The sequence below is a fragment of the Bradyrhizobium stylosanthis genome (genome assembly GCF_001641335.1).
GTDB classification, from domain to species: Bacteria; Pseudomonadota; Alphaproteobacteria; order Rhizobiales; family Xanthobacteraceae; genus Bradyrhizobium; species Bradyrhizobium stylosanthis.
This window is the reverse complement of record NZ_LVEM01000006.1, coordinates 234,571-249,759: the sequence shown is the minus strand read 5'-3', so window position 1 is coordinate 249,759 and position 15,189 is coordinate 234,571. Positions and strand designations below refer to the sequence as shown.

Genomic DNA, 15,189 nt, shown 5'->3' with positions numbered 1-15,189 from the left:
TTCCTTCCTGACCGGGTTCCCATTTTGACGCACCTTGAAGATGCCGCGAGCAGCCTCGCGGCATCTTTGCGTTGGGCATCCGCATGGGCCGGCGCTGCTCACGTCGTAGCCCGGGAATTTGCTACGTCAGATTGAACGTTCGAGCGGTCCGGCAGACTAACTCAAGAGATATTGCGAACGTCATTTTCAACTATTGATTGCCGATTGATCGATTTTTGCCTGGGGAGGCACCCATGCTCGATCAAGGACCTGCCGCGCCGGTTCCGGAATCGAAGAACGCTGCCGCCGTCGATCAGGAAATTCCCTGGTGCGAGAAGCACCATCAGATCGTCCGCGACGAAATCGCCGCGATCAACACGCGCCGTGAGCCGGACCGGCGCATCGATGTCGATCGCCTCGAGAGCTGCCAGTTGCTCGACGTCACCGGGCTCGCCCTGTCCGGCGGCGGCATCCGCTCGTCGGCCCTCTGCCTTGGCGTGCTCCAGGCCTTGAACCACCACAATCTGATCGGGCGGATCGACTATCTGTCCACGGTGTCGGGCGGCGGCTATATCGGCACCTCCCTCAGCGCCACCATGACGGCGGCGCGTCGATTTGTGTTCGGCGAAAGACCGCTCGGCGGAGCCGTCACGGCCGCCGAGATCAGCGACACGCCATCGGTCGGGCATCTGCGCAATTATTCCAACTACCTGGTCCCGGCCGGGGCCCGGGATCTCCTGACGGGAATCGCCATCGTGGTGCGCGGACTGGTCGCCAATGTCGGCCTGACGTTGCCCGTCCTGCTGTTGCTGGCGGCCGTCACCGTGTGGTCGACGCCGCTGCGAAGCTGCCTGACGGATGCGAATGTCTTCGGCGTCAGCCTCAGCGACAAAAAATTGTGTGAGCTGCACAATTTCGGCAGCGTGGACCGCTATGGCTTCAGCACGTTCGGCGCGGCGATAGCCCTGTTCATGTTCGTTTGCAGCGGGCTCACTTATCTGGCGTCGCGCTCGGTCCGCGGCAGCGGACCCAGCGTCGTGCTCGCCTATATCGGCGGGATCGCGCTGTTGGTGGGCGTTGCCTGCGATTTCGCGCGGCTTCTCAAGGTGCATCATTTCGCGCTGACGCTCGCGATCGCCATCATCGGGGCCGTGCTGTTTTTCGCATGGGCGCTCAAGCAGTCGCTCGCAAGTCCCGGGAAGCGGCAGGAATTCCGCTCGCATTGGCCGAGCGTGGGCGCGACCTTCCTGGTGCTGCTGGCGGTGATCGCCTTCTTCGAGTTTCAGCCCTTCATGCTGGAGCAGATGTTCGATGTCGCCGAGAGCACCGCGATCGGCGGGCCTGCTGCCGGGGTTGCGATCGTCTGGATCAAGTCGCTGGCGGCCGCGGCTGCGCCAATCGGCATTTTCGTCACCGCATTCAGGCAGCAATTCGCGGAACTGCTGAAAGGAAACAGCGCCTCTTCGCAGTGGGGCTCGCTGGTCCTCAAGATCGTCGCCAAGGTCGCGCTATGGATCGCGGGTCTCGCGCTGCCGCTCATCATCTGGGTGGCATACCTCTATCTGTCCTATTGGGGCATCTCCAACGACCTGTTCGAGCAGTGCTCGGTGAATCTGGGCCCGGCCGCGCAAAGGGAATGCCTGACGAACGCCAAGTCGAACGCACCCTCCGGCAGCCTGGCCGGCAGGATCCAGTTCGATGCCGGCAAGGGCACCTTGTCGGCCGAGATCACGCCGAAGGCCGCGCCGCCGGTTGTGGACGAGACGCGGAAGCTGACGCCGGTCTGGCACACGCCCGAATGGCTTGAATTCCTGGCCGAGAAGGTCGGAGACGCGGTTCGGTCTCGATTGCCCGACCTGTTCCGGGGCGATGCGTCGGAACTCGCCTATGCGTACAGTCTGCCAAAGGTGATCATCTACTTGTTTGCCGGCATCGTGCTGTTCGCCGTCTCGTTCTGCCTGACGCCGAATGCGAACTCGTTGCACCGGCTCTATCGCGATCGCCTGAGCAAGGCCTTCCTGTTCGATCCCACCCGTTCGGCGGACGGGGGTGTCGGGCGTGCCGAAGCCAGCCTCGATCAGGGGCGCGATTTCAAGGCGCTCGACCGCATGAAGCTGACCGACCTCTACGCGATTCCGGCCGAGGTGGCGCGAATTCCGGGGCTCGCGGCCGCGCCGAAGCTGCACGCGCCCTATCAGCTGATCAATACGGCGCTGAATATCCAGGGCTCGGACTTCGCCAATCGGCGTGGCCGCAACGCGGACTTCTTCCTGTTCTCCGCGCTGAACGTCGGCAGCGAGGCGACGGGCTATGCGCCCACGGGGCTCGTCGAGGACGACGAGCAGAGCCTCGACCTCGCGACGGCCATGGCGATTTCCGGAGCCGCGGCCTCATCGAACATGGGCTCGAGCTCGATCAAGGCCCTCACGCCGACGCTTGCGCTCCTCAACGTGCGGCTTGGCTACTGGCTGAAGAACCCGCGCTATGTCGACGAGCGGGTGCGGCCGCAGCGCCGCTCGACGCCGCTCTACTTCTGGTCCGAGATTTCAGGGCGCCTGTATGAGAACAGCGACAGCGTTTACCTCACCGACGGCGGCCATATCGAGAATCTCGGCGTCTACGAGCTGCTGCGCCGCCGCTGCAAGGTGATCATCGCGGTCGACGCGGAAGCCGACGCCCCGATGAATTTCGGCTCGCTGATGACGTTGCAGCGTTACGCCCGCATCGATCTCGGCGTGCGGATCGATCTGCCATGGACGCCGATTCGGGAGTGCACCCGCGCGCTGATGGCGCGCAATGCGATCAAGGCGGGCGATCCCGCGGCGCTCGACGAGCACGACGCGGCCGCCCATGACCACGTCCACGTCTCCATCGGCACCATCGACTATGGCGGCAATGACCTCGGTTATCTCGTCTATGTCAAATCGTCGCTCAACGGCGACGAGAACGACTACATCCGCGACTATGCGCGCCGGAACGACCGCTTCCCGCACGAGACGACGGGGGACCAGTTCTTCTCGGAGGAGCAGTTCGAGGTCTACCGCGCGCTGGGATTCCACATGGCACACGGTTTCCTGTCCGGGGACACGCCGGTGACGGTCGGTCCCGGCACCGATCCGCGTGTGGCCCGGTTCACCGAGGCGGGCGAGCCCGCCATCGACGCGGTGCGCGAGGCGCTCGGCCTTCCGGTATTCCAGCGCCGCACCGCGAGCCTCGCTGCCACGATGATCGATCAGGGCTGAGCCGCGCGAGCGCCGAATTCCCGGCAATCGGAATTCCAAATGACCCGATTTGCGGGAAAACCGCGCAACCGTGCCGTTGCCCTGTCCGAAGGATTAAGGTATCCCAGCCCAAGAATTCGACTTTCGACTGGGGACAATCCATGGCTGACCATAGCGAAGTGGCGTACACCACTGCCGACGGCAACGACTACGTTGCCCACGAGCAGACCTATGAGGGCTTCATCAAGCTGGTGAAATACGGCACGGCGTCGGTCGCGCTCATCGTCATCCTGATGGCGATCTTCCTCACCTGATCCGAACGACTGCTGCACCGACAGGGTCGTCGGTGCCCATAAAATTTGCATACAAGCCGGTTCCAAAACCGGTATCCAACGTTGCGGGAGTGACGCTAAATTCGCGTGCGCGTTTTTGCCCGCGTCGCCGGAGGGCCTATGAAGATCGCCGTTGCCAAGGAAATCGATCCGTCGGAGCCGCGTGTTGCCGCTTCGCCTGATACGGTGAAGAAGTTCAAGGCGCTGGGCGCCGAGATCGCCGTCGAGCCGGGCGCCGGCATCAAGTCGGGCCTGCCGGATTCCGAATTCACGGCGGCCGGCGCCACCGTCAGCGCCGATGCGCTTGCCGACGCCGACATCATCATCAAGGTGAAGCGCCCCGAGGCCTCCGAGCTTTCGCGCTACAAGCGCGGCGCGCTCGTCATTGCGATCATGGATCCCTATGGCAACGAGGCCGCGCTGAAGACGATCGCCGATGCCGGCGTCGCCGCCTTCGCCATGGAATTGATGCCGCGCATCACCCGCGCGCAGGTGATGGACGTGCTGTCCTCGCAGGCCAACCTCGCCGGTTATCGCGCCGTGATCGAAGGTGCCGAGGCTTTCGGCCGCGCCTTCCCGATGATGATGACCGCCGCCGGCACCGTGCCCGCCGCGAAAGTGTTCGTGATGGGCGTCGGCGTCGCCGGCCTCCAGGCGATCGCGACCGCGCGCCGCCTCGGTGCGGTGGTGACCGCGACCGACGTCCGGCCGGCGACCAAGGAGCAGGTCGAATCGCTCGGCGCGAAGTTCCTCGCGGTCGAGGACGAGGAGTTCAAGAACGCGCAGACGGCCGGCGGTTACGCCAAGGAAATGTCCAAGGAATACCAGGCCAAGCAGGCCGCGCTCACCGCCGAGCACATCAAGAAGCAGGACATCGTCATCACCACCGCGCTGATCCCGGGCCGGCCGGCGCCGAAGCTCGTCAGCGCCGAGATGGTCAAGTCGATGAAGCCGGGTTCGGTGCTGGTCGATCTCGCCGTCGAGCGCGGCGGCAATGTCGAAGGCGCCAAGGCCGGCGAGGTCGTCGACCTCGATGGCATCAAGATCGTCGGCTACACCAATGTTGCCGGCCGAGTCGCGGCCTCGGCCTCCAGCCTCTACGCACGCAATCTGTTCTCCTTCATCGAGACCATGGTCGACAAGAAGGAGAAGAAGCTCGCCGTGAACTGGGACGACGAGCTGGTCAAGGCCACTGCGCTCACGAAAGACGGCGCCGTGGTGCACCCGAACTTCCAGCCGAAGGCGTAAGGAGAGATCGTCATGGAGCATGCTGCACAGGTCGTCGACCCCTTCATCTTCCGGCTGTCGATCTTCGTCCTCGCCGTCTTCGTCGGCTATTTCGTGGTGTGGTCGGTGACGCCGGCCCTGCACACGCCGCTGATGAGCGTCACCAACGCAATCTCCTCGGTGATCGTGGTCGGCGCGCTGCTGGCCGGCGGCGTCGCGAACGTCTCGAGCGGTTCGGGCTGGGCCCGCGCGTTCGGCTTCGTCGCGCTGATCTTCGCCTGCATCAACATCTTCGGCGGCTTCCTTGTCACCCAGCGCATGCTGGCGATGTACAAGAAGAAGTCGAAGTAAGCGGCCACCTCGGGCTGATGGGATCAATGGGGACCTGAGATGAGCGCCAATCTCTCTGCATTCTTGTATCTCGTGGCGGGGGTGCTGTTCATCCTGTCGCTGCGCGGGCTGTCGAGCCCGGCGTCGTCGCGCCAGGGCAATCTGTTCGGCATGATCGGCATGGCGATCGCGGTCGCCACCACGCTTGCCAACCATCCGCCGGCCGACGGTCTCGCCTGGGTGCTCGTCATCGTCGGCATCGCGATCGGTGCCGTGATCGGTGCGGTGATCGCCCGCCGCGTGCCGATGACCTCGATGCCGGAACTGGTCGCCGCCTTCCACTCGCTGGTCGGCATGGCCGCCGTGCTGGTCGCCGCCGGTGCGTTCTACGCGCCCGAGGCCTTCGACATCGGCACCCCCGGCAACATCCATCCGCAGAGCCTGGTTGAGATGTCGCTTGGTGTCGCCATCGGCGCGCTGACCTTCACCGGCTCGGTGATCGCGTTCCTGAAGCTGTCCGCGCGCATGAGCGGCGCGCCGATCATCCTGCCCGGCCGTCACATCATCAACATCGCGATTGCGGTGGCGCTGGTGTTCTTCATCGTTCGCCTGGTCCTGACCGGCGGTGCGATCGACTTCTGGCTGATCGTCATCCTCGCACTGGCGCTCGGCGTGCTCATGATCATCCCGATCGGCGGCGCCGACATGCCGGTCGTGATCTCGATGCTGAACTCCTACTCGGGCTGGGCCGCGGCCGGCATCGGTTTCACGCTGGGCAATTCCGCGCTGATCATCACCGGCGCGCTGGTCGGCTCGAGCGGCGCGATCCTGTCTTACATCATGTGCCACGCGATGAACCGGTCCTTCATCTCGGTCATCCTCGGCGGCTTCGGCGGCGAGACCGCCGCTGCCGGCGGCGGCGCAGGCGGCGAGCAGAAGCCGGCCAAGCTCGGCTCGGCTGACGATGCGGCCTTCATCATGAAGAACGCCTCCAAGGTCATCATCGTGCCCGGCTACGGCATGGCGGTGGCGCAGGCCCAGCACGCGCTGCGCGAAATGGCCGACATCCTGAAGAAGGAAGGCGTCGAGGTGAAATACGCCATTCACCCGGTCGCGGGCCGCATGCCCGGCCACATGAACGTGCTGCTGGCCGAAGCCAACGTGCCCTATGACGAGGTGTTCGAGCTCGAGGACATCAACTCCGAATTCGCGCAGGCCGACATCGCCTTCGTGATCGGCGCCAACGACGTCACCAACCCGGCGGCCGAAGAAGACAAGACCTCGCCGATCTACGGCATGCCCGTGCTCCAGGTCTGGAAGGCCGGCACCGTGATGTTCATCAAGCGCTCGCTCGCGTCGGGTTACGCCGGCATCGACAATCCGCTGTTCTATCGCGACAACACCATGATGCTGCTCGGCGACGCCAAGAAGGTGACCGAGAACATCGTCAAGGCGATGTAACGCGGAAGGGACCGTGGCCATCAACAGGGATTGGCACCGGTCCCATCGCATGCCACCGAAGGCGACGCGCGAGCAGCGCATCGCCTGGCACGCCGCCCACAAGGCGGCCTGCGGCTGCCGCGACGTTCCAGAGAGCATCCGGCCCGACGTCATGAAATTGCTGCGGAGTCGTCGCAAGCCGTGAGGCGGAGACCGGCCGCCCGTCATGACAATCTTCAAGTGGATCGCCATCCTGCTCGTGACCGTCTACTGCGCCGGTCTCGTCGTGCTGTATGTCCGCCAGCGCGAGATGCTGTTTCCGATCCCGCCCGTGGGCCGCACCGCACCCGGTGCCGCAGGCTTTGGCGAGGCGGAAGAGCATGTCCTGGCCACCTCCGACGGCGAGAAGGTCATCGTCTGGCACGTGCCGGCCAAGCCCGGCCGCCCCGTGATCCTGTTCTTCCCCGGCAATGGCGATTTCCTCGCCGGCCGCATCGATCGCTTCAAGGCCATGACGGCGGACGGCACCGGCCTCGTCGCCCTGTCCTATCGCGGCTACGCCGGCTCGAGCGGGGCGCCGAGCGAGGAGGGGCTGCTGCGCGATGCCGCTGCCGCCTACGCCTTCACCACCGCGCGCTATGCCGCGGACCAAATCGTCGCCTGGGGCTTCTCGCTGGGGACCGGCGTTGCGGTCGCCATCGCGTCCGAGCACCCGGTTGGCAAACTGATCCTGGAGGCGCCGTACTCCTCGACCGTGGACGTCGCTGCCGCGGCATTCCGCTTCGTTCCCGTGCGCCTCTTGATGCGTGACCAGTTTCGCTCCGACGAACGCATTGCGCGCGTCACGGTGCCGCTGCTCGTGATGCACGGCACCGACGACCTTGCCATTCCGATCGCGTTCGGAGAGCGTCTGTTCGGGCTCGCGCATGAACCGAAGCAGTTCGTTCGCTTCGCGGGCGGCGGACACGACAATCTCGATGCTTTCGGCGCGATCGAGACAGCGAGGCGTTTCATTGCTTCCTAGACGGCTTGCTCTTTCCAGCGTGTTCATCGCCGCAATCCTATTGCTGTTGCCGCAGCCGGCGTGGGCGGCGGCCGGGCTCGACGGCGCGGCGATGCGCTGGCCCTACGCGCTGCCCTTTACCGGCCTGCTGCTGTCGATCGCGCTCGGGCCGCTGCTGTTCGCGAAAGTCTGGCACCACCACTACGGCAAGATCGCAGCGGCCTGGTCGCTGCTCGCGCTCGGTGCGCTCGTGGTCTTTGCCGGAGGCATGGCGACGCTGGCCGTGCTGGTCCACGCCATGCTCGCCGAATATCTCGGCTTCATCGTGCTGCTTTTCTCGCTCTATGTCGTCGCCGGCGGCATCCTCGTCACGGGCGACATCAAGGGGACGCCGGCCGCGAACACGGGCATCCTCGCGCTCGGCACGCTGATGGCGAGCGTCGTCGGCACCACGGGGGCCGCGATGATCCTGGTCCGTCCCCTGATCCGGGCGAACCGGCCGCGGCGCCAAAATGCCCATGTCGTCATCTTCTTCATCATCCTGGTCGCCAATGTCGGGGGCGCGCTGACCCCGCTCGGCGATCCCCCGCTGTTCGTCGGCTTCCTGCACGGCGTCGACTTCTTCTGGACCACGCGGACCATCTGGCTGCAGACGATGATCGTGGCAGGGCTGCTGCTCGCCATCTTCGTCGCCATCGACGTCTGGCATTTCAGGAGCGAGCCGCCGGTCCGCGACGCGGCTCCCGCGGAGCCGGTGCGGATCCGCGGCCTCGTCAACCTCGCGCTGATCGCGGCGATCGTCGCCAGCCTGCTGGTCTCGGCGATGTGGGAGCCCGGCATCTCGTTCGACGTGCTCGGAACGAAGCTGGAGCTGCAAGACGTCTCCCGCAACGCGGCGCTGCTCGCGATCGCGGCGCTGTCGGTGTGGCTGACGCCGGAGGAGCACAGGCAGGCCAACGGCTTCACCTGGGAGCCGATCCGCGAGGTCGCAAAGCTGTTTGCCGGCATCTTCGTCGCGATCATCCCGGTCATTGCCATGCTCGATGCCGGCCATCACGGCGCCTTCGCCTGGCTGCTCTCGGCAGTCACGGCGCCGGACGGCACGCCGCGCGAGGCCGCCTATTTCTGGTTCACCGGCTTGATGTCGGCATTCCTCGACAATGCGCCGACCTATCTCCTGTTCTTCGAGCTGGCCGGCGGAGACCCGCAGGTGCTGATGCATGGCCTGTCGGGCACGCTCGCCTCCATCTCCATGGGCGCGGTCTATATGGGCGCGCTCACCTATATCGGCAATGCGCCGAACTTCATGGTGAGCAGCATTGCCAGCCAGAACGGCATCGCGATGCCGAGCTTCTTCGGCTATCTGCTGCGCGCCGGCGCCGTGCTGATCCCGATGTTCCTGCTGCTGACGGTCCTGCCGGTCGCCCCGATCCTGCACTGGCATTGAATCTGACGGCCGATTTGCTACTGCTCGGCATCACAACTGGAGCCGGTGGATGAGCGCGCATAATTCGATGCCCCGGTCGGCCTGGATCTTCCCGGCGCTGGCCGTGCTGTTGTTCGCGGCCGTCAGCGTGACGGACTACGTCTTCACGCTGTCGCTGGCCGGGCTGGGGTTCGCCGCCGTGCTTCTGGTGATCCTGTTCGGCACGGTGTTCGCCGCCGTTCATCATGCCGAAGTGATCGCCGAACGGGTCGGAGAACCCTATGGCACGCTGGTGCTGACGCTCTCGGTGACCATCATCGAGGTGGCGCTGATCACCACGATCATGCTGGGCGAGAAGCCGGCGCCGGAACTGGCGCGCGACACGGTGTTCGCTGTGGTCATGATCGTCTGCAACGGCCTCGTCGGGCTCTGCATCTTCATCGGCGGCCTGCGCTATCGCGAGCAGGGCTTTCAGCTCTCCGGCGCCAACGTCTATCTCAGCGTCCTGTTCGCGCTCGCGACCATCACGCTGATCATGCCGAACTACACGACCACCACGCCGGGACCGGTCTATTCGGCCATCCAGCTCGGCTTCGTCGACGTGGTCACGCTGGCGCTCTATGCGGTGTTTCTCTACACCCAGACGGTCCTGCACAAGGACTACTTCGTTCATGAACGGGGGGACGGCGAGGGCGGGGAGGTGCATCTGTCGATCGGGGCGCTCGCGCTCACCGTGGCGATGCTCCTGATCTCGCTGCTGGCGGTCGTGCTGCTGGCCAAGAAGTTCTCGCTGGTGGTCGATGCCGTGGGCGCCAGGATCGGCGCGCCGCCGGCCTTCGCCGGTCTTCTGGTCGCGCTGCTGATCCTGATGCCGGAGGGCGTCGCGGCCATCGCGGCGGCGCGGAAGAACGACCTCCAGAAGAGCATCAACCTCGCGCTCGGCTCGTCCCTGGCGACCATCGGCCTGACCATTCCCGCCGTCGGCGTCGCCACCTATGCGCTCGACAAGGAGCTCGAACTCGGCCTCAGCGACCAGGGCAGCGTGCTTCTGCTCCTGACCTTCTTCCTGAGCATGCTGACCTTCGGCACAGGCAGGACCAATGTCCTGTTCGGACTGGTCCATATGGTGGTATTTGCCGTCTACGTGTTCATGGTTTTCGTGCCCTGAGCACTTGCGCTGCCGCGGCCCATCGGGTCCGGATCATGTCCCAGGAGAGTTCCGATGCTTGCCGCCAAGTCCGAAGTCCAGATCGACAACGAACAGGTCCGGGTGACCGAATGGCGACTTCCCCCGGGCAGCGCGACCGGGCATCACACCCACGGGATGGACTATGTGATCGTTCCCGTCGTGGCCGGCGAGATGACCATCGTGGCCCCCGGCGGCGAGCGGTCCAAGGCGCAGCTTGCGGCCGGAAAATCCTACTTCCGCAAGACCGGCGTCCAGCACGACGTGCTTAACGAAACCTCAACCGAGATCGTGTTCCTTGAGATCGAGCTGAAGCCGTAAGGCCGGTTGCCGTTTGCCATCGATCCGTCGTAGTTGATCCCTTACAATGCCCCAAAGTTCCCGCATCAGGTCGCGCGGGGAGTGGCCGAGAAATGCTGAAATACCTCGCTAAAATCTCGATGGATATTTTCCCCTCGGTGCTCGCGACGATCATCGGGGCCTACATCGTTAACCACTACATCAACGCCAGGCCCGCGCCCGACGCCCCCGCGGCCGTGACGGCGCCTGCCCAGGCCGGCGGCGACGGCAAGCCGGCGGACACCGCCAATCTCCCCGCGCCGGGCGTCAAGGCCAAGGGCGTCTCCGAGAAGAACGTGACCGAGAAGGCGGCGGTCGAGAAGCCTGCCGACAAGTCCGAGACCAAGGCGGCGGACACCAAGTCTGCTGACACGGCTCCCGCGGAGACCGCCTCCCATGGCCGCCCGACGGCCCGCGAGAAGGCGGCTGCCAAGTCGACCCCGGCTGCCACCGCGCCGGTGGCCGAGGCGAATTCGGCGCCGGCCGCGAGCTCCCCGGCCGTGGCCCCGGACGCCAACGACCTGGCGCGTGCCGCCATCGAGCGTCTGCGCAAGTCGCCTGAGGGCAAGGCCGCCGAGAAGGCTGCCGAAGCCAAGGCCGCGGAAGCCAAGGCCGCCGAGACCAAGCCGGTCGAGCGGACCCCCGAGCCTGCGGTGCGCGAAGCCGCCCGCACCCCCGAGGCCCCGCGTGTCATCTCGACCGATTCATCCGCGGTCCGCCCGCTGCCGCCGCCGATCACGGTGTCCACGCCCTCGACCGAGGCGTATGGCAATGGCGGTTCGTCGCCGAACTACACCGCGTCGGTCGGCAACGACGACCCGAATCGAATCACCCCCCCGGCCGACATTCCCGTGCCGGTGATCGCACCACCGCTTGACCTGCGGGCCGACGCCGGCGCGGCCATGCCGCGACCGAAGAAGACCAACGTCGCCGACGAGATGTTGTCGGGCATGAAGTCGATGTTCCACTCGGTCCTGCCGAAGGGCGCCACCCCCGACTAAGAGCTTTCGCTGCTGTCAGCCGCCGACGCGGGCGAGGCCGCTGCGGGCGGTATCGTCGCGCGGACGAAGCGCAACCGCCTTGTTGTAGGACGCCGCCGCCTTGGCCTTGTCGCCGAGCCGCTCATAGGCCTGCCCGCGCGCGGTCCAGATCTGGGCATTGTGCGGGTCGGCCTCGGACGCCTCGTCGAGATCGGCCGTCGCCTCCTTGATCTTGCCGAGGGCGAGGTAGCTGGTGGCACGGCCAAGCAGCGGCTCGGCCTTTTGCGGATTGAGCCCGCTCGCCGCACTGAAATCGGCGATTGCGACGTCGTGCTGGTTGTTGCCTTGGTAGATCAGCGCGCGGCCATAGAGCGCCTGCGCGTTATAGGGATCGAGCCCGACGGCGCGATTGAACTCGTCGAGCGCCGCTGCGGTCTCGCCTGATTTGGCGAGGGACTGGGCCTTTGTTGTGTGGGCCTGGGCTTCGGTGACGCTGCCGGGGCTGACCGCGCTCTCGGCGGTCGCGGCGGCCTTCGGCGCCTCCTGCGGCTTGTCCTTCTCCGGCATCAGCGATCCCAGATCGAAGGAGCAGCCGCACAGCGCAATCCCCGTCAGGGCCAGTGCGAGCGGCTGCCGCCAGAACCGGCGTCGTCGCGCCAAGCCGCGCTCGGGGAAAGGGGAGGCCATCTACGGTTCGCTCGCGCGTTGGTGCCGCACCGGTCGTGCCCGTCCCAGAAAGGCACCGCTCATAACAATAACGCGGGCCAAGGGCCCGCGTCATCGAAAACTGAGGTCTTAGTTATTCACCAAATCAGCGCGGAGGGCGCGGACCTGCACCCGGGCCGCCACGGCCACCGCGGTCGCCACCGGGGCCGGCGCCGAACACCGGCTTCGGCTTCATCGGCAGCAGGCCTTCACGCTGCAGCTTCTTGCGGGCCAGCTTGCGCGCGCGGCGCACGGCTTCGGCCTTTTCGCGGGCCTTCTTCTCGGAGGGCTTTTCGTAGTGACCGCGGAGCTTCATCTCGCGGAAAATGCCTTCGCGCTGCATCTTCTTCTTCAGCGCCTTAAGGGCTTGGTCGACATTGTTATCGCGAACGAGAACCTGCACGCGGCATCCTCTTCAGTGGATCGGATTTGAATTCTGGTAAGTCAAAGGGGATGGCGAAACGCGCAAGCCCTTAACCTGAGGGCGCGGATGTATCAGACAAAACCCTTGATGTCCACCTGCCAAGCGGGTTTTCGGGCCAAGTTCAGCCATTAAATGCGGCGAAAATGCCCCCGGGCGGCCTCGATTTGGGTGATTTGGCGCCCTTGGCGGGGCCGCGACCGGAGCTTTGTTCCGGATTCTTTGAAATGAGGGGACGACAATGGATATGAAAAAATACGCTGCCGAGGCTATCGGCACCTTCTGGCTCACATTCGCAGGTTGTGGCAGCGCCGTGATCGCGGCCGGCTTCCCGCAGGTCGGAATCGGTCTGGTCGGTGTGTCCCTGGCGTTCGGCCTCAGCGTGGTCACGATGGCCTACGCGATCGGCCACATCTCGGGCTGCCATCTCAATCCGGCCGTTACGCTTGGCCTTGCCGCCGGCGGGCGGTTTCCGGCCGGGCAGATCCTGCCTTACGTGATCGCGCAGGTGGTCGGCGCCATCGTCGGTGCCGGGATCCTTTACGTCATCGCCAGCGGAGCGCCTGGCTTCGACGTCACCAAGGGCTTTGCGTCCAACGGCTACGATGCCCATTCGCCCGGCCAGTACAGCATGATCGTGTGCTTCCTCACCGAGGTGGTGATGACCATGATGTTCCTGTTCATCATCATGGGCGCGACCCACGGCCGCGCGCCCGCCGGCTTCGCGCCGCTCGCGATCGGGCTTGCGCTGGTGATGATCCATCTCGTCAGCATTCCCGTCACCAACACGTCGGTGAACCCGGCGCGCAGCACCGGTCCGGCGCTGTTCGTCGGCGGCTGGGCGCTGTCGCAGCTCTGGCTGTTCTGGGTCGCACCGCTGATCGGCGGCGCGCTGGGCGGGGTGATCTATCGCTGGCTCAGCGAGGAGCCCAGCGGCATCGTCGCGGGCGCGAAGACGGCCTGATTCAAGTGCGGGATCGCAGCCTTTGCTGCGGTCCCTTCACTTACCCTCGATCGGCCGCCTCACTTCGGTGACGTGGCCCATCTTGCGGCCGGGGCGCGGTGCGCCCTTGCCGTAGATGTGCACGGTCGCGCCGGGCACGCTCAGCCATTTGCCGTAGTCGTTGATCTCGTCGCCGATCAGGTTGGTCATGGTGACGATCTCGCCATGGCGCACCGGCTTGCCGAGCGGCCAGCCGGCGATGGCGCGGATGTGCTGCTCGAACTGCGAGACGGAGGCGCCGTCCAGCGTCCAGTGCCCGGAATTGTGCACGCGCGGTGCGATCTCGTTCACCAGCACCTTCGGTCCGGTGCCATTGGCGAGCACGAACATCTCCACCGCCAGCACGCCGACATAGTCGAGCGCGTCGGCGATCTTGCCGGCGATGCTGCGTGCTTCCTCGGCCAGCGCATCGGGAATGGGCGCGGGCGCGCGGGATATTTTCAGGATGTGATCGCGGTGCTCGTTCTCGGTGACGTCGAAGCACTCGACCTGGCCCGTGGCCGAGCGCGCGGCGATCACGGAGATCTCGCGCTCGTAGGGAATGAAGGCTTCCAGGATCGCCGATTTGGTGGCGAGACTGGTCCACACCTTGGCGATGTCGTCGCCCTCGCGAATGATGGCCTGGCCCTTGCCGTCGTAGCCGAAGCGGCGGGTCTTCAGCACCGCGGGAAGACCGATCCTCAGGATCGCCTCGCGCAGCGACGCCACCGAGGTGACGTCGGCGTAAGCGGCGGTGCCGATGCCGAGCCGCGTCACGAAATCCTTCTCGGCGAGCCGGTCCTGGGTGGTCTCGAGGATCTTGCGCTTGGGCAGCACCGGGCGGCGCGCATCCAGCACCATCGCGGCGGCGGCCGGCACGTTCTCGAATTCGTAGGTGATCACGTCGACGTCGCCCGCGAACATCTCGAGCGCCTCGACGTCGGCATATTCGGCGCAGGTGGCGTTCAGCACGACGTCGAAGGCCGGCGAGTCCGGATCCGGCGAGAACACCTGGCAGCGCAGGCCGAGCCGTGCCGCGGCCATCGCGAGCATCCGCCCCAATTGTCCGCCGCCGAGGATTCCGATGGTGTCGCCGGGCTTCAGCGTCACCTGCTTTGCGTCAGTCACGCCTTGTCCTCCGGACGCTCGGCAACCGCCTCGGTCTGCGCCTTACGCCAGGCGGTGAGGCGGTCGGACAAAGCCGGGTCGGACAATGCCAGCACTGCGGCGGCAAGCAGCGCCGCGTTGATTGCGCCGGCCTTGCCGATGGCGAGGGTGCCGACCGGGATGCCCGCGGGCATCTGAACGATCGAATGAAGCGAATCGACGCCCTTGAGCGTCTTCGACTCCACGGGGACGCCGAGCACCGGGAGTTCCGTCAGCGCGGCGGCCATGCCGGGCAGATGCGCAGCGCCGCCGGCGCCGGCGATAATGACCTTGTAGCCGGCCGCCTTGGCGCCCTTGGCGAAGGCAAACAGCCGGTCGGGGGTGCGGTGGGCCGAAACGATGCGGGTGTCGGCGGGAACGCCGAGCGCCGCAAGCGTGTCGGCGGCATGCCGCATCGTGTCCCAGTCCGACTGGCTTCCCATGATAATGGCGATCGGCGCGGTCATGGCGT

At 65.8% G+C, this 15,189-nt stretch carries 16 protein-coding genes; 12 read left to right on the top strand and 4 right to left on the bottom strand.

Annotated features, from left to right (window positions below):
• The first annotated feature begins 233 nt into the window (after window positions 1–233).
• From A7X65_RS35670 to A7X65_RS35625, 11 genes are all read left to right on the top strand, one after another.
• Window positions 234–3,221, top strand: a complete 2,988-nt coding sequence (locus tag A7X65_RS35670) for a patatin-like phospholipase domain-containing protein (RefSeq protein WP_063694075.1) — start codon at window positions 234–236, stop codon at window positions 3,219–3,221.
• A gap of 140 nt (window positions 3,222–3,361) precedes the next feature.
• Window positions 3,362–3,514, top strand: a complete 153-nt coding sequence (locus A7X65_RS35665) for an aa3-type cytochrome c oxidase subunit IV (protein WP_008136857.1) — start codon at window positions 3,362–3,364, stop codon at window positions 3,512–3,514.
• Window positions 3,515–3,652: 138 nt separating this feature from the next.
• Window positions 3,653–4,780, top strand: coding sequence for a Re/Si-specific NAD(P)(+) transhydrogenase subunit alpha (locus A7X65_RS35660; protein WP_063694074.1), 1,128 nt, complete (start codon window positions 3,653–3,655; stop codon window positions 4,778–4,780).
• Between the two features lie 12 nt (window positions 4,781–4,792).
• Window positions 4,793–5,110 (top strand): proton-translocating transhydrogenase family protein, encoded by a 318-nt coding sequence (locus A7X65_RS35655; RefSeq protein WP_014492434.1) that lies wholly within the window; start codon window positions 4,793–4,795, stop codon window positions 5,108–5,110.
• Window positions 5,111–5,149: 39 nt separating this feature from the next.
• The gene (locus A7X65_RS35650) at window positions 5,150–6,550 is read left to right on the top strand and encodes an NAD(P)(+) transhydrogenase (Re/Si-specific) subunit beta (RefSeq protein WP_063694073.1); all 1,401 of its coding nucleotides are present in this window, start codon (window positions 5,150–5,152) and stop codon (window positions 6,548–6,550) included.
• Window positions 6,551–6,563: 13 nt separating this feature from the next.
• A complete protein-coding gene (locus tag A7X65_RS42945) occupies window positions 6,564–6,734 on the top strand; it encodes a hypothetical protein (RefSeq protein WP_167358331.1) in 171 nt (56 codons plus the stop codon).
• 21 nt (window positions 6,735–6,755) lie between these two features.
• A complete protein-coding gene (locus A7X65_RS35645; RefSeq protein ID WP_063694072.1) occupies window positions 6,756–7,553 on the top strand; it encodes an alpha/beta hydrolase in 798 nt (265 codons plus the stop codon).
• Window positions 7,507–8,979 (top strand): sodium:proton antiporter, encoded by a 1,473-nt coding sequence (locus tag A7X65_RS35640; RefSeq protein WP_063694071.1) that lies wholly within the window; start codon window positions 7,507–7,509, stop codon window positions 8,977–8,979. Before A7X65_RS35645 ends, A7X65_RS35640 begins: the two co-directional genes overlap by 47 nt.
• Window positions 8,980–9,028: 49 nt before the next feature.
• A complete protein-coding gene (locus tag A7X65_RS35635) occupies window positions 9,029–10,126 on the top strand; it encodes a calcium:cation antiporter (RefSeq protein ID WP_063694070.1) in 1,098 nt (365 codons plus the stop codon).
• Between the two features lie 54 nt (window positions 10,127–10,180).
• Window positions 10,181–10,465: a cupin domain-containing protein gene (locus tag A7X65_RS35630; protein WP_063694069.1), complete on the top strand. Its 285-nt coding sequence runs from the start codon at window positions 10,181–10,183 to the stop codon at window positions 10,463–10,465.
• 92 nt (window positions 10,466–10,557) lie between these two features.
• On the top strand, window positions 10,558–11,484 hold the full coding sequence (locus A7X65_RS35625; protein ID WP_063694068.1) for a hypothetical protein: 927 nt from the start codon (window positions 10,558–10,560) through the stop codon (window positions 11,482–11,484).
• Window positions 11,485–11,499: 15 nt separating this feature from the next.
• Here A7X65_RS35625 and A7X65_RS35620 read toward each other — a convergent pair whose 3' ends face one another.
• Window positions 11,500–12,150 carry a tetratricopeptide repeat protein gene (locus A7X65_RS35620; protein WP_063694067.1) on the bottom strand — a complete coding sequence of 217 codons (651 nt, stop codon included), beginning with the start codon at window positions 12,148–12,150 and terminating at the stop codon, window positions 11,500–11,502.
• 124 nt (window positions 12,151–12,274) lie between these two features.
• Window positions 12,275–12,571: a 30S ribosomal protein S21 gene (gene rpsU / locus A7X65_RS35615; RefSeq protein WP_063694066.1), complete on the bottom strand. Its 297-nt coding sequence runs from the start codon at window positions 12,569–12,571 to the stop codon at window positions 12,275–12,277.
• A gap of 259 nt (window positions 12,572–12,830) precedes the next feature.
• Here rpsU and aqpZ point away from each other — a divergent pair, with 259 nt between their 5' ends.
• Window positions 12,831–13,553: an aquaporin Z gene (gene aqpZ / locus A7X65_RS35610; RefSeq protein ID WP_063694065.1), complete on the top strand. Its 723-nt coding sequence runs from the start codon at window positions 12,831–12,833 to the stop codon at window positions 13,551–13,553.
• 36 nt (window positions 13,554–13,589) lie between these two features.
• Here aqpZ and A7X65_RS35605 read toward each other — a convergent pair whose 3' ends face one another.
• Both A7X65_RS35605 and purE read right to left on the bottom strand, forming a co-directional pair.
• Window positions 13,590–14,699 carry a 5-(carboxyamino)imidazole ribonucleotide synthase gene (locus A7X65_RS35605; RefSeq protein WP_063694064.1) on the bottom strand — a complete coding sequence of 370 codons (1,110 nt, stop codon included), beginning with the start codon at window positions 14,697–14,699 and terminating at the stop codon, window positions 13,590–13,592.
• Window positions 14,696–15,184: a 5-(carboxyamino)imidazole ribonucleotide mutase gene (gene purE, locus A7X65_RS35600; protein ID WP_063694063.1), complete on the bottom strand. Its 489-nt coding sequence runs from the start codon at window positions 15,182–15,184 to the stop codon at window positions 14,696–14,698. Before purE ends, A7X65_RS35605 begins: the two co-directional genes overlap by 4 nt.
• Window positions 15,185–15,189 lie beyond the last annotated feature (5 nt).

Bases quoted from the DNA above. Each gene is read 5' to 3' on its own strand.
- A7X65_RS35650 (WP_063694073.1), top strand. From the start codon at position 5,150: ATGAGCGCCAATCTCTCTGCATTCTTGTATCTCGTGGCGGGGGTGCTG.
- A7X65_RS35640 (WP_063694071.1), top strand. From the start codon at position 7,507: ATGCTTTCGGCGCGATCGAGACAGCGAGGCGTTTCATTGCTTCCTAGA.
- A7X65_RS35630 (WP_063694069.1), top strand. From the start codon at position 10,181: ATGCTTGCCGCCAAGTCCGAAGTCCAGATCGACAACGAACAGGTCCGG.
- A7X65_RS35660 (WP_063694074.1), top strand. From the start codon at position 3,653: ATGAAGATCGCCGTTGCCAAGGAAATCGATCCGTCGGAGCCGCGTGTT.
- aqpZ (WP_063694065.1), top strand. From the start codon at position 12,831: ATGGATATGAAAAAATACGCTGCCGAGGCTATCGGCACCTTCTGGCTC.
- A7X65_RS35625 (WP_063694068.1), top strand. From the start codon at position 10,558: ATGCTGAAATACCTCGCTAAAATCTCGATGGATATTTTCCCCTCGGTG.
- A7X65_RS35620 (WP_063694067.1), bottom strand. From the start codon at position 12,150: ATGGCCTCCCCTTTCCCCGAGCGCGGCTTGGCGCGACGACGCCGGTTC.
- A7X65_RS35665 (WP_008136857.1), top strand. From the start codon at position 3,362: ATGGCTGACCATAGCGAAGTGGCGTACACCACTGCCGACGGCAACGAC.
- A7X65_RS35670 (WP_063694075.1), top strand. From the start codon at position 234: ATGCTCGATCAAGGACCTGCCGCGCCGGTTCCGGAATCGAAGAACGCT.
- purE (WP_063694063.1), bottom strand. From the start codon at position 15,184: ATGACCGCGCCGATCGCCATTATCATGGGAAGCCAGTCGGACTGGGAC.
- A7X65_RS35635 (WP_063694070.1), top strand. From the start codon at position 9,029: ATGAGCGCGCATAATTCGATGCCCCGGTCGGCCTGGATCTTCCCGGCG.
- A7X65_RS35645 (WP_063694072.1), top strand. From the start codon at position 6,756: ATGACAATCTTCAAGTGGATCGCCATCCTGCTCGTGACCGTCTACTGC.
- A7X65_RS35655 (WP_014492434.1), top strand. From the start codon at position 4,793: ATGGAGCATGCTGCACAGGTCGTCGACCCCTTCATCTTCCGGCTGTCG.